The 24,889-nt window shown below is 38.9% G+C and carries 22 protein-coding genes; 21 read left to right on the top strand and 1 reads right to left on the bottom strand.

Annotation, left to right across the window (positions count from 1 at the left end; translation table 11 throughout):
- The first annotated feature begins 256 nt into the window (after nt 1-256).
- From O3643_RS02930 to O3643_RS02855, 16 genes are all read left to right on the top strand, one after another.
- Nucleotides 257-1,420 carry a class I SAM-dependent rRNA methyltransferase gene (locus O3643_RS02930; protein ID WP_371499753.1) on the top strand — a complete coding sequence of 388 codons (1,164 nt, stop codon included), beginning with the start codon at nt 257-259 and terminating at the stop codon, nt 1,418-1,420.
- A complete protein-coding gene (gene aroD, locus O3643_RS02925; RefSeq protein WP_254724429.1) occupies nt 1,417-2,094 on the top strand; it encodes a type I 3-dehydroquinate dehydratase in 678 nt (225 codons plus the stop codon). The genes O3643_RS02930 and aroD overlap by 4 nt, the downstream gene beginning before the upstream one ends.
- The gene (locus tag O3643_RS02920) at nt 2,084-2,938 is read left to right on the top strand and encodes a shikimate dehydrogenase (RefSeq protein WP_371499750.1); all 855 of its coding nucleotides are present in this window, start codon (nt 2,084-2,086) and stop codon (nt 2,936-2,938) included. Before aroD ends, O3643_RS02920 begins: the two co-directional genes overlap by 11 nt.
- Before the next feature lie 18 nt (nt 2,939-2,956).
- Nucleotides 2,957-4,024 carry a 3-dehydroquinate synthase gene (gene aroB / locus O3643_RS02915; protein ID WP_371499748.1) on the top strand — a complete coding sequence of 356 codons (1,068 nt, stop codon included), beginning with the start codon at nt 2,957-2,959 and terminating at the stop codon, nt 4,022-4,024.
- 9 nt (nt 4,025-4,033) lie between these two features.
- Nucleotides 4,034-5,200, top strand: a complete 1,167-nt coding sequence (gene aroC / locus O3643_RS02910) for a chorismate synthase (RefSeq protein WP_371499746.1) — start codon at nt 4,034-4,036, stop codon at nt 5,198-5,200.
- A gap of 9 nt (nt 5,201-5,209) precedes the next feature.
- Entirely contained in the window at nt 5,210-6,313 is a 1,104-nt protein-coding gene (locus tag O3643_RS02905; RefSeq protein ID WP_371499744.1) for a prephenate dehydrogenase, read from the top strand.
- An 11-nt stretch (nt 6,314-6,324) separates the two neighbouring features.
- The gene (locus O3643_RS02900; protein WP_036757185.1) at nt 6,325-6,663 is read left to right on the top strand and encodes a YlbF/YmcA family competence regulator; all 339 of its coding nucleotides are present in this window, start codon (nt 6,325-6,327) and stop codon (nt 6,661-6,663) included.
- An 89-nt stretch (nt 6,664-6,752) separates the two neighbouring features.
- Nucleotides 6,753-8,036 (top strand): 3-phosphoshikimate 1-carboxyvinyltransferase, encoded by a 1,284-nt coding sequence (gene aroA / locus O3643_RS02895; RefSeq protein ID WP_371499742.1) that lies wholly within the window; start codon nt 6,753-6,755, stop codon nt 8,034-8,036.
- Nucleotides 8,029-8,505: a shikimate kinase gene (locus O3643_RS02890; protein WP_281137796.1), complete on the top strand. Its 477-nt coding sequence runs from the start codon at nt 8,029-8,031 to the stop codon at nt 8,503-8,505. Before aroA ends, O3643_RS02890 begins: the two co-directional genes overlap by 8 nt.
- Nucleotides 8,502-9,350 (top strand): prephenate dehydratase, encoded by an 849-nt coding sequence (gene pheA, locus O3643_RS02885; protein ID WP_368909612.1) that lies wholly within the window; start codon nt 8,502-8,504, stop codon nt 9,348-9,350. The genes O3643_RS02890 and pheA overlap by 4 nt, the downstream gene beginning before the upstream one ends.
- Complete coding sequence (locus O3643_RS02880) at nt 9,347-10,666, top strand: LCP family protein (RefSeq protein ID WP_371499740.1); 1,320 nt, start codon at nt 9,347-9,349, stop codon at nt 10,664-10,666. Before pheA ends, O3643_RS02880 begins: the two co-directional genes overlap by 4 nt.
- A gap of 144 nt (nt 10,667-10,810) precedes the next feature.
- Nucleotides 10,811-11,656, top strand: a complete 846-nt coding sequence (locus tag O3643_RS02875) for a phosphorylcholine transferase LicD (protein WP_371499738.1) — start codon at nt 10,811-10,813, stop codon at nt 11,654-11,656.
- Nucleotides 11,640-12,605: a glycosyltransferase family 2 protein gene (locus tag O3643_RS02870; protein WP_371499736.1), complete on the top strand. Its 966-nt coding sequence runs from the start codon at nt 11,640-11,642 to the stop codon at nt 12,603-12,605. Before O3643_RS02875 ends, O3643_RS02870 begins: the two co-directional genes overlap by 17 nt.
- Nucleotides 12,606-12,613: 8 nt before the next feature.
- Entirely contained in the window at nt 12,614-14,761 is a 2,148-nt protein-coding gene (locus O3643_RS02865) for a LicD family protein (RefSeq protein ID WP_371499734.1), read from the top strand.
- Between the two features lie 3 nt (nt 14,762-14,764).
- Nucleotides 14,765-15,475 carry a LicD family protein gene (locus O3643_RS02860; protein WP_371499732.1) on the top strand — a complete coding sequence of 237 codons (711 nt, stop codon included), beginning with the start codon at nt 14,765-14,767 and terminating at the stop codon, nt 15,473-15,475.
- A 70-nt stretch (nt 15,476-15,545) separates the two neighbouring features.
- Nucleotides 15,546-18,095 (top strand): MBL fold metallo-hydrolase, encoded by a 2,550-nt coding sequence (locus O3643_RS02855; RefSeq protein ID WP_371499730.1) that lies wholly within the window; start codon nt 15,546-15,548, stop codon nt 18,093-18,095.
- A 74-nt stretch (nt 18,096-18,169) separates the two neighbouring features.
- Here O3643_RS02855 and O3643_RS02850 read toward each other — a convergent pair whose 3' ends face one another.
- Nucleotides 18,170-19,648 (bottom strand): oligosaccharide flippase family protein, encoded by a 1,479-nt coding sequence (locus O3643_RS02850; RefSeq protein ID WP_247912670.1) that lies wholly within the window; start codon nt 19,646-19,648, stop codon nt 18,170-18,172.
- 124 nt (nt 19,649-19,772) lie between these two features.
- Here O3643_RS02850 and mecA point away from each other — a divergent pair, with 124 nt between their 5' ends.
- From mecA to pabB, 5 genes are all read left to right on the top strand, one after another.
- Complete coding sequence (gene mecA, locus O3643_RS02845) at nt 19,773-20,510, top strand: adaptor protein MecA (protein ID WP_371499728.1); 738 nt, start codon at nt 19,773-19,775, stop codon at nt 20,508-20,510.
- A 145-nt stretch (nt 20,511-20,655) separates the two neighbouring features.
- Nucleotides 20,656-21,219 (top strand): TIGR01440 family protein, encoded by a 564-nt coding sequence (locus O3643_RS02840; RefSeq protein WP_371499726.1) that lies wholly within the window; start codon nt 20,656-20,658, stop codon nt 21,217-21,219.
- A gap of 167 nt (nt 21,220-21,386) precedes the next feature.
- Complete coding sequence (locus tag O3643_RS02835) at nt 21,387-21,935, top strand: redoxin family protein (RefSeq protein WP_371499724.1); 549 nt, start codon at nt 21,387-21,389, stop codon at nt 21,933-21,935.
- A 9-nt stretch (nt 21,936-21,944) separates the two neighbouring features.
- Complete coding sequence (msrB, locus tag O3643_RS02830) at nt 21,945-23,060, top strand: peptide-methionine (R)-S-oxide reductase MsrB (protein WP_371499722.1); 1,116 nt, start codon at nt 21,945-21,947, stop codon at nt 23,058-23,060.
- 72 nt (nt 23,061-23,132) lie between these two features.
- Nucleotides 23,133-24,845 (top strand): aminodeoxychorismate synthase component I, encoded by a 1,713-nt coding sequence (pabB, locus tag O3643_RS02825; RefSeq protein ID WP_371499720.1) that lies wholly within the window; start codon nt 23,133-23,135, stop codon nt 24,843-24,845.
- The last annotated feature ends 44 nt before the right edge of the window (nt 24,846-24,889 follow it).

The following is a 24,889-nucleotide window of genomic DNA, read 5'->3' as shown; positions in this document are numbered from 1 at the left end:
AGTCCTCATACTTAACAATTTGAGAATCATTTTACCACAAAGCAAGCAAATGAGCAAACGTTTGCGCTACAAAAATAGACCTCAGGATGTGAATGTCTATTTTTACGGTAATAGAATGAAATTTCTCAACACAAATGACCATTCTCATTTAGAAATCATCAAGCAGAAACAAAAAGCTTGGCTAGTTCCTATGACATCAATGGAGAAATCACTTTCTACTTTGTGAATTTTCAACAAATTTGATATAATTGTATCTATGAATAAAGTATTCGTCAGTCGGCGTGTCGAAAAAAAGCTCCGCAAAGGTCAGATTCTTTTGGAAGAAGTTGATTTTCCAGACTTATCTGAAACTGATCAGGAAGTTGAACTTTTCAGCCAAAGCAAAGAATTTTTAGGGAAGGCTTATTTATCCCGACAAAATAAGGGAATTGGTTGGTTTGTAACTAACCAGAAAGTTTCTTTTAATCAAACCTTCTTTGAAAGCTTGTTTGAAAAAGCTAAACAAAAACGTTCTTCCTACTATCAAGATGAGTTGACAACTGCCTTTCGTTTGTTTAATCAAGAAGGCGATGGATTTGGTGGAATGACGCTGGATCTCTATGGAGATTATGTTGTTTTCTCTTGGTACAACTCCTATATTTATAGTCTTCGCCAAGAGATCATAGCAGCCTTCTCTCAGGTATTCCCGGAAGTCTTAGGTGCCTATGAAAAGATTCGCTTTAAAGGTCTAGACTATGAGTCTGCTCATATCTATGGTCAAGAAGCGGCTGAATATTTCACTGTTCTCGAGAATGGAGTCTTGTACCAAGTCTTTATGAATGACGGCCTTATGACAGGAATTTTCTTGGATCAGCATGAAGTTCGTGGGAGCTTAGTTGATGGTTTAGCAATGGGGAAATCCTTGCTTAATATGTTTTCCTATACAGCAGCCTTCTCAGTCGCTGCAGCTATGGGGGGAGCTAGTGAAACAACCTCTGTAGACCTAGCCAAACGTTCAAGAGAACTATCAGAAGCTCATTTTCATGCAAACGGTTTGAGTCTAGACAATCATCGACTGCTTGTCATGGATGTCTTTGAATATTTTAAATATGCTAAAAGAAAAGGTTTAAGCTATGACGTGATTGTTCTGGATCCGCCTAGCTTTGCCCGAAATAAAAAACAAACATTCTCTGTAGCTAAGGATTATCATAAGTTGATTTCCCAAAGTCTAGAGATTTTAAACCCAGGTGGAATCATTATTGCTAGTACCAATGCGGCTAATGTTTCCCGTCAAAAATTCACAGAACAAATCGACAAAGGATTTGCAGGTAGAAAGTATCAGGTCCTTCATAAATATGGACTTCCAGCAGACTTTGTCTACAATGAAAAAGATGAAAGTAGTAATTACCTCAAAGTGATTACCATGAAGGTTAGTAAATGAAATTAATTGTTTCTGTCATGCCAAGAAGTATAGAAGAGGCTCAGGCTATTGATGTTATGCGGTATCATGATGCAGATATCATTGAGTGGAGAGCAGACTTCTTACCCAAGGAAGCTATCTTGCAGGTAGCGCCAGCTATTTTTGAAAAATTTGCAGGTCGTGAGCTTGTTTTCACTTTACGTACTCATGCCGAAGGTGGTCAAATTGAGCTCTCTTCAGAAGAGTATGTTCAGATTATCAAGGAAGTGGCACAGCTTTATCAACCAGATTATATTGATTTTGAGTATTTTAGCTACAAGGATGTTTTTGATCAGATGTTGGACTTTCCAAATCTCGTCTTGAGCTACCATAACTTCCAAGAAACACCTGAAAATCTAATGGAAATCTTGTCTGAGTTAACAAGTTTAAATCCTAAGGTTGTGAAAATAGCTGTTATGGCTAATACAGAACAAGATGTGTTGGATCTGATGAACTTTACACGTGGCTTTAAAACACTGAATCCTGAACAAGAATATGTAACGATTTCTATGGGAAAAGTGGGCAAGGTCTCTCGTATTACTTCAGATGTGACTGGTTCTAGTTGGTCTTTTGCAAGTCTAGATGAAGCTAGTGCTCCAGGACAAATTTCACTATCTAGCATGAAAAAAATTAGGGAGCTTCTAAATGAAGATTGATGGCTACACACGTTTAGCAGCTGTAGTCGCAAATCCTATCAAACACTCCATTTCTCCCTTTATTCACAATAGCGCTTTTGAAGCAACCAATACCAATGGTGTTTATCTTGCTTGGGAAGTAGATGCGGCTGAACTAGCAGAAACAGTTGCTAATATTCGTCGCTACCAGATGTATGGAATCAATCTTTCCATGCCTTACAAGGAACAAGTGATTCCTTATCTGGACCAGTTGAGCGAAGAGGCTTGTTTAATTGGTGCAGTTAATACAGTTGTGAATCGAGAAGGAACATTAATTGGATATAACACAGATGGCAAGGGATTCTTTAAGAGCTTGCCTTCTTTTAAAATATCAAGGAAAAGAATGATTTTGTTAGGAGCAGGCGGTGCAGCCAAGGCAATTTTGGCACAGGCAATCTTGGATGGAGTAAGTCAGATTTCTGTCTTTGTTCGTTCTTCATCCATGGAAAAAACAAGACCTTACTTAGAAAAAATACAGAATGCGACTGGATTTAGAGTAGATTTATTGGCATTAGAGAATATTCAAGAACTTCAAGACAGCATCACTAAAGCCGACCTCTTGGTTAATGCTACTAGTGTGGGCATGGATGGATCCTCTCAGCCGATCCCGACCAGCATTGTTTTACCAGAGAAGCTCATGGTAGCAGATGTGATTTATCAACCCTTTGAAACACCATTTTTAAAATGGGCAAGAAACCAGGGAAATCAATCTATCAATGGCCTTGGCATGCTGCTTTACCAAGCTGCTGAAGCTTTTGAGTTATGGACAGACAAGGAAATGCCAACAGATCAAATCTGGGAATTATTAAAACAAAAGTACCAATAAAGAAAAAGGAGACCTGCTATGAAAATTAGAATAGACCTTCCACATCATCCTTACGATATTCAGATTGAAAAAGGATGCTTGTCTCAAGCAGGAAAATGGTTGCGCGAACTTTGGCAACCACAAAAAATTGTTATCATAACGGATAACCGTGTGGCTTCACTCTATGCAGAAAAGGTTAAATTGAGTTTGGAGGATGCTGGCTTTCAAGTGGCAGTTTTTGACTTTTTAGAGGGCGAAGAACGAAAAAATTTGACTACAGTTCAAAAAGTCTATGAATTTTTAGTTAAACAGGATATGACTCGTAGCGATGGAATCGTAGCCCTCGGAGGTGGTGTCGTTGGTGATTTAGCTGGATTTGTAGCCTCAACCTACATGCGAGGCATTCACTTTGTTCAAATTCCGACTAGCTTGACTGCCCAGGTTGATTCCTCTATCGGTGGAAAAACTGGAGTTAACACCCCTTTTGCCAAGAATATGGTGGGGACTTTTGCTCAGCCGGATGGTGTTTTGATTGACCCAACTGTTCTTGAGACCTTGGGCAAGAGAGAGTTGATTGAAGGAATGGGTGAAGTCATCAAGTATGGCCTGATCGAAGATCCAGAGCTTTGGGACCTATTATCTGATATGGATGGTTCTGCAGAAAGCATATTGGAACATTCCGAGGGTTTGATTGAGCATTCTTGCCAGGTCAAGCGCAAGATGGTAGTTGAAGATGAGTTGGACAATGGCATTCGTTTATATCTCAACTTTGGTCACACAATTGGCCATGCCATTGAAGCAACTGCTGGTTACGGAAAAGTCATGCACGGTGAGGCAGTAGCTATGGGAATGGTTCAGGTCTCTAAGGTAGCCGAAGAAAAAGGCCTCATGCCAGTGGGAATAACTCAGTCCATCCGAGAGATGTGTCAGAAGTTTGGATTGCCAATCGAGTACGAAAACTGGGATGTTGACAAGCTTTATCAAGCTTTGACTCATGATAAAAAAGCGCGTGGCAATACCATGAAGTTAGTCTTGGTACCTGAGCTTGGTTCAGCGACGATTCACCCAGTTTCTCTTGAAGAAATGAAAGATTACTTAGTAAAATAAGGAGAATGTATGAGATATTTAACAGCAGGAGAATCACATGGTCCTCGGCTGACAGCAATTATTGAAGGAATTCCAGCAGGACTGCCTTTGACTGCAGAAGATATCAATGAGGATCTCAAACGTCGCCAAGGCGGTTACGGTCGTGGTGGACGAATGAAAATCGAGAGTGATCAGGTTGTCTTTACTTCTGGAGTTCGCCATGGTAAGACGACAGGAGCACCTATTACCATGGATGTCATTAACAAGGATCATCAAAAATGGCTGGATATCATGTCTGCTGAGGATATTGAGGACAAACTCAAAAATAAACGAAAAATCACACATCCTCGTCCAGGTCACGCTGACTTGGTAGGAGGTATCAAATACCGCTTTGATGATTTGCGAAATTCTCTGGAACGTTCATCTGCCCGTGAAACGACTATGCGAGTGGCAGTTGGAGCTGTTGCCAAGCGTTTATTGACTGAGCTTGATATCGAAATTGCTAACCATGTTGTTATCTTCGGTGGTAAGGAAATCAATGTTCCAGAAAACTTAACAGTCGCAGAAATTAAAAAACTAGCTGCCCAGTCAGAAGTTTCCATTGTCAACCAAGAACGTGAGCAGGAGATTAAGGACTATATTGACCAAATTAAACGTGACGGAGATACCATCGGTGGAGTTGTTGAAACGGTTGTCGGTGGCGTTCCAGTTGGTCTTGGTTCTTATGTCCAATGGGATCGTAAACTAGATGCAAGGCTAGCTCAAGCTGTTGTTTCTATCAATGCCTTTAAGGGTGTGGAGTTTGGTCTTGGTTTTAAAGCAGGTTATCTCAAGGGCAGCCAAGTCATGGATGAAATTCTCTGGTCTAGAGAAGATGGCTATACTCGTCGGACTAATAACCTTGGAGGTTTCGAAGGTGGTATGACCAACGGTCAACCGATTATTGTTCGTGGAGTTATGAAGCCAATCCCGACTCTCTATAAGCCGTTGATGAGTGTCGATATTGAAACTCATGAGCCTTATAAAGCAACAGTAGAGAGAAGTGATCCTACTGCTCTTCCAGCAGCAGGTGTCGTTATGGAGGCAGTCGTAGCAACGGTTTTGGCTCAAGAAATCCTTGAGAAATTCTCCTCTGATAATCTGGAAGAATTAAAAGAAGCTGTTGCGAAACATCGGGAGTATACAAAGAATTATTAAGGAGTTCTTATGGCAAAAACCATCTATATCGCAGGCCTTGGTTTGATTGGTGCTTCCATGGCACTCGGAATCAAGCGGGATCATCCTGATTATGAAATTTTAGGATACAATCGTAGTCAAGCGTCTAGAGATATTGCCTTGGAGCGAGGGATGATTGATCGTGCGACGGATGATTTTGCCAGTTTTGCTCCACTTGCAGACGTCATCATTCTTACCCTGCCAATCAAGCAAACTATTGCCTTTATTAAGGAATTGGCCAACTTGGACTTGAAAGAAGGCGTTATTATTTCTGATGCTGGATCGACCAAGTCAGCTATTGTGAATGTAGCGGAGGAAAATTTTGCTGATAAGTCTGTTCGCTTTGTGGGGGCCCATCCCATGGCAGGAAGTCACAAGACAGGAGCTGCCTCTGCAGATGTTAATCTTTTTGAAAATGCCTACTATATCTTCACGCCATCTAGTCTGACAACTCCGGATACGCTCGAAGAAATGAGAGACTTGTTGTCAGGCCTTCATGCTCGTTTCATTGAAATCGATGCTGAAGAGCATGACCGAGTGACTTCTCAGATTAGCCATTTTCCGCATATCTTAGCATCAGGCCTGATGGAACAAACTGCAAGTTATGCTGAAGAGCATGAAATGGCGCGACGCTTTGCGGCCGGTGGATTTCGAGATATGACTCGGATTGCCGAAAGTGAGCCTGGTATGTGGACCTCTATCCTCTTATCAAATCGGGATACCATTATTGAACGCATCGAGGACTTCAAGGGCCGTTTGGACGAGATTGGACAAGCTATCAGTAAGGGTGATGAAAACCAAATCTGGAACTTTTTCAATCAAGCGCGTGAGCAACGGCAGGCTATGGAAATCCATAAACGTGGTGGTGTAGATAGTTCTTATGACCTTTATGTAGATGTTCCCGATGAGGAAGATGTGATTTTACGCATCTTGGAATTGCTACGTGGAACTTCTTTGGTCAATATCCATATCAATGAGGAAAACCGTGAGGATGTTCACGGGATTCTGCAAATTTCCTTTAAGAATGCTCAGGATTTAAAACGTGCTGAGCAAGTCATTACAGAAAATACTGACTACACAGTCGTTATTAAATAAGGAGGACAATTATGTCAAATATTTATGATAGTGCAAATGCACTAAGTCGTGGACTACGCGAATTGCCTGAATACAAGGCAGTTAAAGAAGCTAGAGATGCCATCCAAGCGGATGCAGAAGCAAGCAAAATTTTTGCAGATTATATTGCTTTTCAACATGAAATCCAAATCATGGCACAAACTGGTCAAATTCCAGATGCTTCTTTCCAAGAAAAAATGGAAAGCTTTGGTAAGCAGATTCAAGGTAACTCTCTCTTGTCAGAATTCTTTGCTAAACAGCAACAACTTTCGATCTACCTTTCTGATATTGAAAAAATTGTCTTTGAACCAATTTCAGAACTTTTAAAATAAGAATTTACCTCATAAAGTCAGGAATTTTTAAGAAATTTCTGACTTTTTATGATAAAATAAGAAAAAGTATTGTCAGTATGAGGGCCGGTATGAAATTAAAAACAAACATTAAGCACTTAAATGGTAGTATTCGCGTACCTGGGGATAAGTCCATCAGTCATCGCTCTATCATTTTTGGAAGCTTGGCTGAGGGTGAAACGAAGGTTTATGATATCTTGCGTGGTGAAGATGTCTTGTCAACCATGCAGGTATTTCGTGACCTCGGCGTAGAGATTGAGGACAAAGACGGTGTCGTTACCATTCAAGGTGTTGGGATGGGTGGATTGAAAGCCCCTCAGAAAGCCCTGGATATGGGGAATTCTGGGACATCTATTCGTTTAATTTCAGGTGTCCTTGCTGGTGCAGACTTTGAAGTAGAGATGTTTGGAGATGATAGTCTTTCCAAGCGCCCTATGGATCGTGTGACCCTTCCTTTGAAAAAAATGGGAGTTACAATTTCAGGTCAAACAGAGCGAGACTTGCCACCGTTGCACTTAAAAGGAACAAAAAGCTTAAAACCTATTCATTACGAATTGCCAATCGCTTCTGCCCAAGTTAAGTCAGCTTTGATTTTTGCAGCATTGCAGGCTCAGGGTCAGTCAGTCATCATTGAAAAGGAGTGCACTCGTAACCACACAGAAGATATGCTCCAACAATTCGGAGGTGATTTGAGTGTCAATGGTAAGAAAATCACTGTTCAAGGGCCACAGAAACTAAGTGGACAAACGGTTGTCGTACCAGGAGATATTTCTAGTGCAGCCTTTTGGTTAGTAGCAGGTTTGATTGTGCCAAATTCTCGAGTGGTACTTAAGAATGTCGGTATTAATGAAACACGTACAGGTATTATCGATGTTATCCGAGCTATGGGTGGGAAATTAGAGATTACTGATATTGATCCAATTGCCAAGTCTGCAACCTTGACTGTTGAAACTTCAGACCTAAAAGGGATAGAAATTGGTGGAGCCTTGATTCCACGTTTAATTGATGAATTGCCGATTATCGCGCTCCTTGCTACCCAAGCTCAAGGTCAAACAGTTATCAAAGATGCAGAAGAACTCAAGGTCAAAGAAACGGATCGCATTCAAGTTGTCGCAGATGCTTTAAATAGCATGGGAGCAAATATTACTCCTACAGCAGACGGCATGATTATCAAAGGGAAATCTTCCCTCTATGGAGCCAAAGTCAACACCTTTGGAGACCATCGAATCGGCATGATGACAGCCATTGCAGCTCTCTTGGTTGCAGATGGAGAAGTTGAATTGGATCGAGCCGAAGCTATTAATACTAGCTACCCAAGCTTCTTTTATGATTTGGAGACTTTGATTCATGGCTAAGGTTTTACTAGGTTTTATGGGTTCAGGAAAAACTACTATTGCTAGACAGCTGGATTCTGACTTCGTAGATATGGATGCCTTGCTGGAAGGCCGACTGGGGATGCCGATTGCTCGTTTCTTTGAAGAAAAAGGAGAGGCTGCCTTCCGCCAACTAGAAGAAGAAGTCCTAGCTGACTTGCTAAAGACAGATAAAGTTATTTCTACAGGCGGAGGGATTGTCATTTCTCCACGTAATCGTGCCTTGCTCAAACAAAATCCAGACAACATCTACCTTAAAGCAGATTTTGAGACCCTGTACCAGCGAATTTCAGCCGATGAGGATAATCAACGCCCACTATTTTTAAAGAATAGCAAGGAAGATTTGGCTGTGATTTTTAAAGAAAGACAGGCTTGGTATGAGGAAGTGGCTAGTCAGATTGTAGATGTATCAAGTTTAAACCCAGATGAAATTATAGAGGAACTGAGATGAAAATTGCCTATCTAGGTCCCAAAGGATCTTTTTCGCACCATGTGGTGCAAACGGCTTTTCCTCATGAGGAACTAGAGCCTTTTTCAAATATTACAGACGTTATCAAGGCTTTCGAACAGGGCTTAGTAGACTATTCAGTAGTGCCAGTTGAAAATTCCATTGAAGGTAGTGTTCATGAGACCTTAGACTATCTTTTTCACCAAGCTCGAATTCAAGCTGTGGCGGAGATTGTGCAGCCAATTCATCAACAGTTGATGGCGGTGCCAGGGCAAGTTAAAATTGAGAAAATCTTTTCTCATCCGCAGGCCTTGGCGCAGGGGAAGAAATTTATCGATGAACATTATCCAGACGCTCAACTAGAAGTCACTGCCAGTACAGCATACGCTGCGCGCTATGTTTCAGAGCATCCAGATCAGCCTTTTGCGGCCATTGCCCCCAAAAGTTCGGCTGGAGAATATGGTTTGGAATTAATTGCTCAAGATATTCAAGAGATGGAAGCCAATTTCACCCGCTTTTGGGTGTTAGGTCCCAAGGCACCGCAAATACCCTTGAATGCAAATGCTAAGAAAATGAGTCTAGCATTGACCTTGCCAGACAATCTTCCAGGAGCTTTATATAAGGCGCTTTCTACCTTTGCTTGGCGCGGGATTGACCTAACTAAGATTGAGAGTCGCCCCCTAAAAACAGCACTAGGTGAGTACTTTTTTATCATTGATGTGGACTATGCTGATAAAGAATTGGTCCATTTTGCTCAAAAAGAATTAGAAACGATTGGGATCCACTATAAAGTACTAGGAGCTTACCCTATCTATACCATACAGGATAAAGGGAAGGAGAAGGAATGACTAGAGAAAATCCTCTGACACACCATGAGAAACTACGTTACGACTATCTATTAAAAAACATCCACTATCTAAATGATAAAGAAAAGAGAGAGTTTGCTTTTTTACAAGCTAAGCTGGATGGTCAACAAGAAGCTCGTTCAGTTGTCGTAGAAGAAGCAGAAAGCCAAGACTATACGGAACCTAACACAGGTCTTCCGAGTTATACTAATCGAAGTCGAGCTAGTCGACGTAGTAGTCTACCGCAACCAAAAGCTAAGATTCCTAAGCAGAAGAAACCAAAGAAAAAAAGGGTCTTTCGCTTTAAACGCATACTTGCTTGGTTAGGAATGCTGTTGCTTTGTGCTGCAGTAGGAATGATTTTTATGTTCTTGAAAGGTTTCCAGTCAGCCAATCCGAATGGCTCAAGTGGGTCGAAAGATGCCAAGGCTGCCCAAGTTGAAGTTTTCAATGGACAGGATACAAGAGATGGTGTCAATATTCTTATCTTAGGAACAGATGGCCGTATTGGACAGAATAGTTCAGAAACACGGACAGATTCTATTATGGTTCTCAATGTAAGTGGTAAGGATAAAAAACTTAAGCTTGTAAGTTTTATGCGTGATAACCTAGTTTATATTGATGGTTATAGCCAAGTTATTAACGGACAAAAACAAGCTGACCATAAGTTGAACTTGGCCTACGAATTGGGGGAACAAGAAGGAAAACAAGGGGCTGAAATGGTACGTAAGGTCCTTAAAGATAACTTTGACCTAGATATCAAATACTATGCTCTTGTAGATTTCCAAGCCTTTGCGACTGCCATTGACACCCTTTTCCCTAATGGTGTGACTATTGATGCTCAATTTTCAACTCTAAATGGAGTTCCAGTTACAGAAGCGACAGTTGGTGATGACTTGCATGCGACAGAAACCGAATCACCTACACAAACTATTAAAGTTGGAACGCAACAAATGAATGGTTCTACTCTTCTCAACTATGCACGTTTCCGCGATGATGATGAAGGGGACTATGGCCGTACTCGTAGACAGCAACAAGTCATGACTGCTGTTTTACAGCAAATTAAAGATCCTACAAAACTTTTCACAGGTTCAGAAGCACTTGGTAAAGTATTCGCTATGACATCTACAAACCTTCCTTATACCTTCTTATTGACCAACGGATTATCCGTCCTTGAAGGAGGTCAGAACGGTATTGAAAGACTAACAGTACCAGAACTTGGAGACTGGGTAGATGACTATGATGTCTATGGAGGCCAAGCCCTTCGAGTGGATCAAAAAGCTTACCAGAATAAGCTAGCCCAAATGGGATTTAGATGATAAAAATATTACAATCAAAGCTTGAAACATCTCATTAAATGGATGTCTTAGGCTTTGATTTTTCTTAGTATCTGATGGATTTTTAGGGCTTTTTTATGGTATAATAAAACGATATAACTCGTTATTGGACAGAAGAGGAGAGACATGAGTGATTTGAAAGCGATTCAGGCTCGTAGTCTGGAGATGGCTGAATATTTCGTCGCATTTTGTAAAGAACATGATTTGTTGTGCTATCTCTGTGGTGGAGGAGCCATTGGCGCCCTTCGTAATAAGGGCTTCATCCCTTGGGATGATGATTTGGACTTCTTTATGCCACGAAAGGACTATGAAAAACTAGCAGAGTTATGGCCTCAATATGCGGATGAGCGTTACTTCCTATCAAAGAGTTCTAAAGACTATGTAGACCGTAACCTCTTTATTACCATTCGCGATAAGGAGACGACTTGTATCAAGCCTTATCAACAAGATTTGGATCTTCCCCATGGCTTGGCTTTGGATGTTCTTCCCTTGGACTACTACCCTAAAAATCCAGCAGAGCGCAAGAAACAGGTCCGCTGGGCTTTGATTTATTCTCTATTTTGTGCACAAACCATTCCAGAAAAGCATGGAGCTCTCATGAAGTGGGGTAGTACCATTTTACTAGGGTTGACTCCTAAATCGCTTCGCTATCGTATCTGGAAAAAGGCTGAGAAAGAAATGACCAAGTATGGACCAGCCGAAAGTGATGGCATTACAGAATTATGTTCAGGGCCAGGATACATGAAGAAAAAGTATCCAATTCAGGCCTTTGAAGACAACATCTTCCTACCTTTCGAGGGAACAGAAATGCCTATTCCGGTCGGCTATGATGCTTATCTTAGCACAGCTTTTGGTGACTATATGACACCACCGCCTGCAGACAAGCAAGTACCTCACCACGATGCCATAATAGCAGATATGGATAAGAGCTATACAGAATATAAGGGAGAATACAATGCAAGAAAAAATTAGTATCATTGTTCCTGTATACAACGTAGAAAATTATCTTGAACGATGTGTTGAGTCGATTTTAAAGCAGACTTATACCAATTTTGAATTGCTACTTATCAATGATGGTTCAACAGACCAGAGTGGTGACTTATGTGATCAGCTGGCCTTGAGAGACCAACGAATTCGTGTGATTCATAAAGAGAATGGTGGCCTATCTGCAGCCAGAAATACAGGAATTGATCATGCTTCTTCAGATTTGATTGGCTTTATTGATAGTGATGATTATATTGATGAAGATATGTACGAAACACTCTACCGTCAATTAAGAGAGTCGAATGCAGATTTATCAATGTGCGGTCACTACGATGTCTTTCATCAGATTCCTGAAAAACAAGTTTCAGAGATTAAAACTTGGAACCTTTCTTCAGAAGAAGCTATAAAAATGGTTATGGAAGCAAAGGTCTTATCAGTTACTGCTGTTAATAAGTTATATAAAAAAGAGCTCTTTAATCATTTGAAATTTGAAGTTGGAAAAATTGCAGAAGATGCCTTTATTATGATTCGTTTACTGGATCAATGTCAGAAGGTTGTTGCGACTAATGAGAAGAAGTATTATTATGTCCATCGTGAAAATAGTATTACTACACAAAAATTCTCATTAAAATTCTTAAATGTGATTGAAGCATATGAGCAAAATGCGAATATAATAAGAGAGCACTATCCCGCAATCGCTGATGTTGCAACGATGCGTTTAAATTGGGCCTATTTCTATGTCTTGGATAGGTTGTTGATTGATTCTGATTTTAAAGATAAACTACTAGAAGATAAATTGATAAATTATCTAAAACAGAATAGAGTGAACATTTTAAAAGATGCTAGATTTACCAATGCTAGAAAAATAAGTTTTCTAGCTCTACTATTCAGCAGAAAGCTCTACACACAGATTTTACTTCGTCAACATAGTCGTTAGGAGAGAAAATGATTTCTATTATTGAGAAAAACTATTTTAAAATTAATCTGGTATTTTTATCAGTCATATCTTTTTATTGTATGGCGGGACTCATTGTCCCCCTTCAATTCATCTCTGCAAATAAATTTGTTACCCTAGGTATGACTCTTTTGGGAGTCCTATTAGGTTTATATAATTTCTTTGTAAAGAAGGCCTATTTATTTGTTAGAAAAATTGAGTACTTAATCATCTTTTTTGCCATGAATATTATTACAAGTTTACTGGTGATGAAGTATGGTTTTTCAACAAATATCAAGAACTTGGTAGTGTTCTTTATATATTTCTTTGCTATTTACCCAATTTTTCAGAACTTTAGTAGAGAAAAATCTCGAATTTTGTTTAACGTATTCTTTTCAGTAATTACTGTTGCAAACACTGTTGGGGTTTTCTTATCTCTTGTTCAATTTTTTATGCTAATCGGATATAGAGTTTTCGATTATAAAGGCTTGTTGATTCGTCAAGGATTTGTTGAGTCACGCTTGTTTGGTATTTTAGCAAGTCCCAACTATCTTTCAATTATTTCCTTAATTATCATTATCTATTTATGGATGAGACTTTCTGCTTTAAACAAAATTGTTAAAACTCTAGCTATTTCTTCCATTATTTTAAACTTTGCCTATATAGTTCTATCAGGTTCAAGAACGACATATATTTGTTTAGTTGTAGCTGCATTTCTTTATTCTTTGATAAAATTTGAATATAGCAATAAGGCGAAATCTTTTGTCACTGTATTATTAACAGTTGGGCTAGTATTTTTATCTTATAATGGTGTCAAGTATAGTAGTGATTTGTATTTAAAAGCTCATTCTGCGGAAATACAGCTCAATAAAGAAAAAGGTGAAAACAATAATTTAACTTTAGAGAGAACGGATACTAGCGAAGAAAATATCTCCAATAATCGCTTTGCTATTTGGCAATCGACAGCTTCATTTATTCCAAAGAGACCATTATTTGGTTACTCAGCGGGTAACTGGTATGAGTTAGGGAAAACTTATGATGCAAGTGCATATATCATTAAAGAGCATTACTTGACTCATAATGGATATTTAGAACTACTTTTCTATAATGGTATACTTGGTTTCCTACCTTTTGCTGCTTTCATGATTTCATTTATCTGGGCCAGCATCAAGAAATTCCTAAAAGACAAAAAGGATAAGATAACAGATAATGAGCTTGTTTCTGGTCTACTCATGACGGTTGTAATCTTAATTTCTAATTTATTCTTGAGCTCAACTCTCTATGGTATTTCATTGTTAGGATGTATTCTATTTATAATCTCAGGCTATTATTTCTCTGTTATTTCTAAAAAGAGAGATGGATATAGACAACTAAATGAAGAAGAGATTAAAGAAGTAGAATTAGGAGTGATGGACTACATTCATAATCTCTGTCAAAAAGAGAATATTAATTATTCTTTGGCTTATGGAACTCTATTAGGAGCCGTTAGACATAAGGGATATATTCCTTGGGATGATGATGTTGATATCTCTTTGAAACGTGATGAGTATGACAAGTTATACCAAGCAGTTCTACGGGACAATGACCCTATCTACAAAGTAGCATCTTGGGAAAATGATGCTCGCTATCCTTATCCATTTTATCGAGTATATGATGCACGTACAGTTTATGAGAATAACTATATTGAAAATGATATCGATTTAGGAATTTGCGTGGATGTTTTCCCATTTGATTATTATGCTGATGTCAACAAAGAGATGGCTAAACTAGATACCTATCGCAGACTTTCTGTATATACTCTCTATGGTATTCATAGTAAAAATGCTGGATTGAAGAATATTATCAGATATCTATTGGTTCTTGTTTTCCGTTTAACAAGAGTTAAAACTTGGAATAAAAAAATGAACCTTCTCTCAATGCAGGATAATGATAATGATTCTATTGATTATTTGATGGAAAATAAGAGAACTTCTACAAAATTTGAGAAGACGCTGCTTGATAAAGTAATGGATAGTCCATTCGAAGATAGAACCTACAAAATCCCTGAGGCTTCCCATCAAATTTTATCAGCTATCTACGGTGATGATTTTATGGAAATTCCACCAGTTGAAAAACGAGTGAAACATGATGATTTTGTCGCTTATATAAAAGAGGTGTAAGACGTGTTACAATGGTTAAAAAGAAGCTTGGCAAGTCTTTTAGGGGACAAGAAAGACCTCATCAAGAACTTACCAATCATTAAAAGTCTCAATGACAAAGCGAACGTTGAATTGGACTCCAAAAGAAGTGAGTTGTTAAAAGACAACTTTGAAGAAATTCTTCAAACTATTTATAGTTCTCCTTTGAAAGATTATGATATTTGGTTGGATTTTGGGACTCTATTAGGCTTTTTTAGAGAAAATGATTTTATTAGCCATGACCTAGATATGGATTTTGGCATCATTATTCCAGATTATCAACGTTTTGTAGAGGATGAACAATATCTCTTGGAAAGAGGTTTCTCAAGAACCAAAGAATTTTACTACAATGAACAATTGGTAGAACTGTCATACAGCTTTAAAGGTTTGAATGTAGATTTTATTGTTTATGATAAAAAAGGGGAAACAATATCCTCCGATACGATTTTCTTTATGATTAATGCTTTGGGAGTACCAACTCGTCATGAGGTCTATCATTACGAATTGCCATTCAGTCAGTTACAAGTAGCCAATTTTAAGAATGTTGATGTAAAAATTCCAGAGAATACAAGAGACTATATCAGTCACTTGTATGGAGCTGATTTTGAAACTCCAAATACCAATTATAATTGGAAAGAAAATCCAATCTATAAACAAGGTGATGCAAAATTAGCCCGAGTTGTTTTAAAGAAATGATCCAAACTTATAAAAAAATGAATCTTTATCTGGTCATATTACCATGATTATTGTGAAAGAAGTAATTTACATGAAGAAAATTAAACAATCGCTCTTATTTAGTTTCATACTATTATCAGCTGCCGCAAGTCAATTACAATCAGTGAAGGCAGATACAGTCCCAGCTGGTTCTGGAAATCGTATCCACTTTATAAATACAAAGGGAGCGTCTGGAAGTGATGCTATTCTTTTAGAGAGTAACGGGCACTATGCCTTAATTGACATGGGAGAGGATTACGATTTTCCAGATGGAACAAATCCACGATATCCAAGTCGAGTTGGTATCACGAGACAAAATGATCTAGTTTTAGAAGATCGTTTGTTTCGACATTTAAATCGACTAGGGATTAAAAAATTTGATTTTATTTTAGGAACCCACGTCCATAGTGATCATATCGGTGGGGCGGACGAAATTCTAAAACGTTATCCAGTCGGGAAACTATATTTAAAAAAATATACTGATGAAAGAATTACCAGTAAATGGCGTTTATGGGATAATCTTTTTAATTATGATAATGCTCTCAATGTTGCCCGAGAAAAAGGCGTAACTATTGTTCAAGATATAAAGAAAGAAGATAGTCGTTTTACATTGGGTGATATGGACATCCAGCTCTACAACTATAAAAATGAGTATGGTCCAGATGGCAAATTGAAAAGAGTCTATGATGATAATTCTAATTCATTGGTTGCAGTTGTAACTGTTGCAGGGAAAAAGATTTATCTTGGTGGGGACTTGGATAATGCTGAAGGTGCTGAGGATAGATTAGGCCCAGAAATTGGCAAAGTAGATATGATGAAATGGAATCATCATTACGATGCTCAAATTTCAAATACTATTCCTTTCTTAGATTCTCTTTCACCTAGTATGGTTGTACATACATCTTCTTACAGTGCGAATCTTGCTACAACAAGAGATTATCTGAAACAGAAGAAGGTTCAAGTGGTTCATGCTTCTAGTCTAACTAAGGATGCTACGGTATTTAAAATTGCTGATTCTGGTTTTACAAATATTTCCGATTCTTTCCCAGATATTCCTAAAGTATCTGAAGGATGGTACAAAGAGGATGGTTATTGGAAATATCGTTTAACTGATAATGAAATGGCTATTGGTTGGCGGATAATAGACGATGTTTACTATTTCTTTAATGGTAAAGGTCAAATGCAGGCAAGCAAATGGATTCATTTGAATGATAGCAGAGAAAAACTAGATGGCAACTGGTATTACCTCAATAGCAATGGTAAGATGCAGTATGAGGGTTGGTTTAAGCAAGGTGGTTCTTGGTACTATATCAGTTCAACCGGAGCAAGACTTTATAACGAATTAGCTGAAATCGGTGGTCAAAAATATCTCTTTGATAAAGATGGTAAAATGCTGACTGGCTTACAAGTCTTTAATGGCAAGAAGATGTTCTTTGCAAGTAATGGTAGCCTACAGGCTCAAGGAAGGGCTTCTAGTTGGCAAAAGATTGGGGTAAGCTGGTATTATTATGATGGAGATGGTGTTCCTTCAGTTGGTCTGAAAAAAATTAATGGAAAGACCTACTACTTTGACAACTATGGAATCATGAAAACTGGCTGGGCCTTCCTTGATGGTCATTGGAACTATTTTACTAGCGATGGGGATATGAAAATTGGCTGGGTCAAAGACAAAGATAGCTGGTATTATCTAGATAAAGACGGTGTGATGCTAACAGGCCTTCAAGAGATTAATGGTTCTCGCTATTATCTCAATGCAAGTGGCGCTATGCAGACCGGTTGGAAATGGCTCGATAACCATTATTATTACTTCACAAGCAATGGTGCCATGAAGACAGGTTGGCTCAAAGATAAGGACATCTGGTATTATCTAGATAAAGACGGTGTGATGCTAACAGGCCTTCAAGAGATTAATGGTTCTCGCTATTATCTCAATGCAAGTGGTGCTATGCAGACCGGTTGGAAATGGCTCGATAACCATTATTATTACTTCACTAGTAGTGGAGCGATGAAGACTGGCTGGTTAAAAGATAAGGAACAATGGTACTATCTAGACAAAGAAGGTGTTATGCTAACAGGCCTTCAAGAAATTAATGGTTCCCGTTATTATCTCAATGCAAGCGGTGCTATGCAGACCGGTTGGAAATGGCTCGATAACCATTACTATTACTTCGCAAGCAACGGAGCGATGAAGACAGGTTGGTTCCAAGATAACGGCCGTAAGTATTATCTTGACACTGAAAATGGTCAGATGGCAACTGGTTTATACAAGGTAGATGATCAAAGTTATTACTTTGATGCTAACGGAGCAATGCAGACTGGTTGGAAACAACTGAATGGTAACTGGTACTATTTCCAAACAAATGGTTCTCTCCTAAGAAATGGAACAAGTCCTGACGGGTACAGGCTTAATGCAGATGGAATTTGGACGACTGTTACAACCGAGGAAACAACTCAGGAACAAACTGTGGCAAATAGTCAGGGGCACATTTTCGAAACAACAGAAGTTGAGAGAACTCAACAAACAGAGAGCTCATCTGTTACGTCTGAGGAAAAGAATCAATCTACTGAACCTAAGACACAAACGAGCCAAGAAAAGAATTAAGTTTCTAACTGATTTTTAATTAAATTTTTCTACAATAAAAATACCTATAAAGCTTGAGCTTTATAGGTATTTTGTTAACTTCGTTTGATTTTTGCACGAACTAGATCTATTGCATAGTGAAGGGTTTTATCCTTAATGATAAAGAGAGCGAAAGCATAATAGATAGCACATCCGGCAATTGTAGCTACTACCATACTGAGCATAGCCATATTCACTGTGTATGAATGAACTTGGAAGAGAATCTTACAGATATAGTAAATTGGAATAAAGCCTAGTGACACAATTGTGTAGCGAGCTAATGTTCCAAAGATTTCTTTCAAATCCAAGAGTTTATGTTTCTGAATAAAGCGGATTTCAAGCAGAACCACAATTGCCTCAGCAATAATCGTTGTCCCGATGTAGTAGGCAGGAGTAAAGATGTTGTTGAAAAGGAGTAGAGAGTTTAGGATGACATTGACACCGCCGCCGATAAAGTAGAAAGCTGTTAATCGGTTTTCATGGTCATTGATAAAGATAATCTGCTTTCCAAGGATTAATTCGATAGCCCAGATAATGGTTCGAAAGGCAAAGACGCTTGTTACAATTCCTGCTTCTATATATTTCTCAGAAGAGTAGATAACTGTCGCATAAGTTCCTAAAACCATGATTCCGATACTAGTCGGAATTATAAGAAAGTAGAAGAGAGCCGCACCTTGGTTTACCAGATTTTTATATGAAGTATAATCTTTTTTTCCTAAGTAGTAACCAAGTCGAGGAATGCTGACATTGATAGCTCCACTCAGGACACTAGCAATCAGCATAACAATACTTGAAGCAATAGTGTAGTAGGAGATGTAATTCTCATCAGGTCCTTTGGTAATGAACATACGGTCTAGCAAGGTGTAGAGCATATTGGCATTTGCTAGAAGCAACATGGTCAGAAGAGGCTTAGATGCTTTGATGAGTTCAATAACTTCAATCTTGACAAAGGAAACTTCTCGTTTAATCCATAGGAAGCTGAGTAGATAGTTGATAATGGTTGTTGCACTCATGATTGTAGCATAGGGAACAATATCATCAGGTGTCTTAACGAAAGCGAAGATAGCGACCAACATTCCAATACGAATCACAAGTGTTTTATAAAGGATAAAAGAATAATTCTCATAGGCTTCATTCATCCATTCGATATTCAGAAATTGGAAAAGAGCTTGGATTCCAAGGATATAGTAAAGAATTTTTAGATTGACAATACTAGTATCAAAATAAATAAAGAGGAAATAAATAGCGGTTGTTACAACTGAAGTAATGAGCGAAATATAGAACAACTTAGAAAAGACATAATTAATCTTATTTTTGTCATCCTTTACTTTACTAATTGCTCGAATCCCATAATTGTAAATCCCAAAGGCAGCTAGTGGAATGACAAAGCTCGCCCAGGTGTTAGCTGTGTTAAAGTAGCCGTAATTTGATTTACTAAGAATCCGTGTTAGATAGGGATTAGTAATCAGGGGAAAAACGATGTTTAAAATATTGACCAGCAAGCTAGCCAAAGCATTAACTTTTATATTTTTCATGAAACTTTCTTTCTTACATTCTAAAATAGATACTAGTATTATATCACATTCCAACGCCATTCTTTTGATAAAATCATTTAAATCTTGTATAATAGATAGAACTGAAAGTATGAGGTTACGAACTATGAAAATGAAACAAATCAGTGATACGACTTTGAAAATCACGATGTCTTTAGAAGATTTGATGGATCGTGGAATGGAAATCGCAGACTTTCTCGTTCCACAAGAAAAAACAGAAGAGTTCTTCTACGCCATTTTGGATGAGTTAGAGATGCCAGACAGTTTCTTGGATACAGGTATGCTTAGCTTCCGAGTGACACCGAAGCCTGATAAGGTCGACGTCTTTGTAACCAAGTCTAAGATTGACCAAAATTTGGATTTTGAGGATTTGGCAGACCTTCCAGATATGGATGAATTGGCGAAAATGTCTCCAGATGAGTTTTTGAAAACATTGGAAAAAACCATGGCAGATAAAACTAAAGAAGACATTGAAGCTATTCAATCTCTAGAGCAGGTTGAAAAAGAGGAAGAAGCAGCGATTGATGAAATTGCTGAGGCAGAAGAAGGAAAAAGAGAACCTTATATCTACTACATCCTACACTTTGACGACTTAACTAGTTTGGTTTCTTTTGCGAAAACAGTTGATTACCAAATGGAGACTTCAGAACTTTACAAGATGAACGACCAATACTATCTAACAGTCTTGGTTGATGTAGAAGATCATCCAAGTCTTTATCCAGCCTGGTTATTGGCTCGCATGCGTGAATTTGCTGATGATAGTGATATCAGCCGTTCAGTTCTCCAAGAATACGGTCAAGTTATCATCAATCACGATGCCGTCCAAGGACTCCAAAAAATATAAATAGAATTATAAATGAGACAGAGATGGATATTCTCTGTCTTTTTTGATTATAAAATAGAAGAGTCAATAGGACGTAGATCCATGTCCCTAGCTTGCTAAAATGATGAAAAAAAGATATCATAGAAAGGAGTAAGTGAGGTAAAGTATGGACCAAGGACAATTACAAAAAGAGGTAGAGGAAATCCTAGAAGATGTATTAGCAAAAGCTTCTCTCCATGAGGGGGCTCTCTTTGTTTTGGGTTTATCTTCCAGTGAGGTGATAGGAGGACACATCGGGAAAGCCTCTAGTCAAGAAATTGGAGAATTAATTGTTCAAAAAATATTAGAAATTCTGTCATCAAGAGGTATCCACCTAGCAGTTCAGGGATGTGAACATGTCAATCGGGCCTTGGTAGTAGAACGAGAGGTTGCAATCAAATACAATCTTGAGATTGTTAGTGTTCTTCCGACACTGAACGCTGGAGGATCTGGGCAATTGGCGGCCTTTCGCTATATGAAAGACCCAGTTGAGGTCGAATTTATCAAAGCTGATGCAGGACTCGATATTGGAGATACGGCTATAGGGATGCATATCAAGCATGTTCAAGTACCGATACGTCCAGTTTTGAGATCGATCGGCCAAGCCCACGTAACTGCCCTCGCTAGTCGTCCAAAACTAATCGGAGGGGCGCGTGCACAATATCCTCAAGATTTTATAAGAAAAATATAGATAAAAAGTTGAAAGCTCTCGTCTGCTAAGCAGGTGGGAGTTTTCTTGTCATCAAGAAGCGCTATTAATTTCCGAGCAGATTCCAAGTATTTTTAGAAAGGTAGGTATATAATAGAGCTATAAAATCGTTATCTATGTTCATATATCTAATAAGAAAGGTGATGAAAATGAAAAAATGGCAAGCATACGTATTGGTCTGTGCTAGTCTGGTCTGTCTATCGGCTTGTAACAATCAGACGACGAGCGAAAATGGAGACAAACAAGCGCAAGTTAGTTCTCAGGTAGCAAAAAAAGGAGAAGAAGTTCCAGATTTTGAGCTTACGGGAGTTGATGGTAAAACTTATCGCCTATCAGATTACAAAGGCAAAAAAGTCTATCTCAAATTTTGGGCATCTTGGTGCTCTATTTGTCTAGCCAGCCTCCCTGATACCGATGAACTGGCTAAAGAAGCAAGTGATGACTATGTCATCTTGACAGTCGTTTCTCCTGGTCAAAAAGGGGAACAAGCAGAAGAAGCCTTCCAAAAATGGTATCAGGGCTTGGACTATAAAAATCTCCCTGTCCTTCTAGATCCTTCGGGAAAACTCTTAGCAAGTTACGGAGTCCGTTCTTATCCGACTCAGGCCTTTATCGATAAAGAAGGCAAATTGGTGAAGACTCAACCAGGCTTTATGGACAAGGAAACTATTTTAGAGAATTTAAAGACTATGAATTAGAGGCTTATTATGAATGATAAATTGAAAACAATACTCTTAATTGGAGTGTTCATTTGCATCATCATCGGAATTTTATTTCTTTTGGAAAAAAGAAGCGCTAGCTACACCGATACCTCTCAAATTGAGAAAGCAGCTGTTAGCCAAGGTCAAGGTGCTAAGAAAAAAACGGAGCCAGATAAAGATGCTGACTTACATGAAATATATCTAGCGGGAGGCTGTTTCTGGGGAGTTGAAGAGTATTTTTCAAGAGTAGCAGGTGTGACAGATGCTGTTTCTGGCTATGCGAATGGCAGAGGAGAAACAACCCAGTATGAATTGATCGGCCAAACTGGGCATGCTGAGACTGTTCATGTGACCTACGATGCCAATCAAATTACTCTAAAAGAGATCTTGCTCCATTATTTCCGCATTATCAATCCAACCAGTAAAAATAAGCAGGGAAATGATGTGGGGACTCAGTACAGAACGGGAGTCTACTATAAGGACGATCAGGACCTAGAAGTCATCAATCAAGTCTTTGAGCAAGTTGCTCAAAAGTATGACCAGCCTCTAGCGGTTAAAAAGGAAGCCTTAAGAAATTTTATCGTGGCTGAGGACTATCACCAAGACTATCTCCAGAAAAATCCAAATGGATATTGCCATATCAATGTCAATCAAGCATCCTATCCTGTTATTGATGCGAGTAAATATCCAAAACCGAGTGATGATGAATTGAAAAAACTCCTATCTCCAGAGGAGTATGCAGTAACTCAAAATAGTCAAACAGAACGCGCCTTTTCAAATCGTTACTGGGATAAATTTGAATCAGGTATTTATGTGGATGTAGCAACTGGAGAACCTCTCTTTTCTTCGAAAGATAAATTTGAATCGGGTTGTGGTTGGCCAAGTTTTACCCAGCCTATCAGTCCAGATGTTGCGACCTACAAGGAAGACAAGTCTTATAATATGGTCAGAACAGAAGTCAGAAGCCGAACTGGTGATTCCCACTTAGGACATGTCTTTACAGACGGGCCTCAGGACAAGGGAGGGCTTCGCTATTGTATTAACAGCCTGTCTATCCGTTTTATTCCAAAGGATCAAATGGAAGAAAAGGGTTATGGTTATTTGTTAGATTATGTTGAGTAAGTTTTCTCAACCATATTAGTTTAAAAGCCAGATCTCCTGTTTGGGGTCTGGCTTTTATGGTATACTTAGGATATGCATAGAAAAACAGTGATTGATTTTAGGACTTTGGGCGAGAGATACACCTTTACCCAGCCTATTAAAGAGTTAAAAACCAGAGATTTAGCAGAAGTAGCAGACTTGCTAGCTCAAGTAGAAAGCTACCAAGAGCAGGGCTATTATGTAGTTGGTTATGTTAGTTATGAAGCAGCACCTGCTTTTGAGGAGAAGTTAGCGGTTCACGAGGGTCCCTTGTTAGGAGAGTATCTCCTCTATTTCACTATTCATGATAGTGTAGAAAAATCCAGTATCCCTCTGACTTATGAGGAGGTGGAATTACCATCAAACTGGCAGGAACTAACATCTCCAGAGGCCTATGAAAAGGCAATTACGCAAATTCACCATCATTTAAGACAAGGAGATACCTATCAGGTCAATTATACTGTCCAACTCAAGCAGGAGTTATCTGCTAATCCTTTTGCCATCTACAATCGTATGGTGGTGGAGCAGGAAGCGGGATATAATGCTTACGTAGAGCATGATGATATGGCAGTGATTTCCATGAGTCCAGAACTCTTTTTTGAGCAAAATGGTCGTGAATTGACGACTCGTCCTATGAAGGGCACAACTAAACGTGGTTTGAATAACGATGACGACTTGAAAGAGGCGTCTTGGTTGGAACAGGATCCCAAAAATCGCTCAGAAAACATGATGATAGTGGACCTCTTGCGCAATGACATGAACCGTATTTCTGAGGTTGGTAGTGAACATGTGGAGCGTTTATGCCAAGTTGAGCAGTATTCTACAGTGTGGCAGATGACTTCAACTATCAAGAGTCAGTTACGACCGGATGTTGATCTAGTAGAAATCTTCCGTTCGCTCTTTCCATGTGGCTCCATCACAGGAGCTCCCAAGATAGCGACCATGGAAATTATCAAGAACTTGGAACCACAAGCTAGAGGAGTTTACTGTGGAACTGTTGGCCTCTTACTTCCCAATGGACGACGGATTTTCAATGTGGCTATTCGAACCATTCAACTGCATCGAGGGCAAGCCATCTATGGAGTTGGTGGTGGCATCACTTGGGATAGTACTTGGGAGTTAGAATACCATGAGGTCCATCAAAAGGCAGCTGTTCTTTACCGAAAACAGCCTCGTTTTCAATTGATTACGACAGGGAAAATCAGCCAGAAAAAATTGCTCTTTGAAAATCAACATCTAGAAAGACTACGAAAGGCTAGTCGTTACTTTGCCTTTCCATTTGACCAAGAAGTTTTGAGACAAAAGTTAGAGAAGGAGTGCCAGTCTTGTGACATCCGTCAAGATTATCGGATGCGAATCAGTCTCAACAAATCTGGAGAGATTGAAATCGAACGACAAGTATTGACACCGCTTAGCTCTAGTTTTTGTCAGGCCAAGCTTTGTCTACAAGAAGCTGATTTGGAGCAGGCCTTTACCTACTTTAAGACAACACACCGACCGCATTTGACAGTGGGAGAGCAGGAAATCATCTATCACACTGCTGATGGAAAATTGCTTGAAACCTCTATTGGGAATCTGGTCTTAAAAATGAATAGCAAGCTCTATACCCCACCTAGTAGTCTTGGCATTTTACCAGGGATTTATCGCCAGCATTTACTTGAAAGCGGGCAGGTAGAAGAGAAGGTCTTAACTTTATCAGATTTGAAACAAGCAGAAGTTATTTATGCCTGCAATGCGGTTAGGGGCTTGTATGAGTTAAAAATATAATGGCTATTAAATATTATTTGTGAACATTAAATATTGAAATTGAA

The organism is Streptococcus sp. 20925_1_44, from assembly GCF_041432435.1.
Lineage (GTDB): Bacteria > Bacillota > Bacilli > Lactobacillales > Streptococcaceae > Streptococcus > Streptococcus infantis.
Note: the sequence above shows the minus strand (reverse complement) of the source record. Positions and strands in the feature narration are given on the sequence as shown.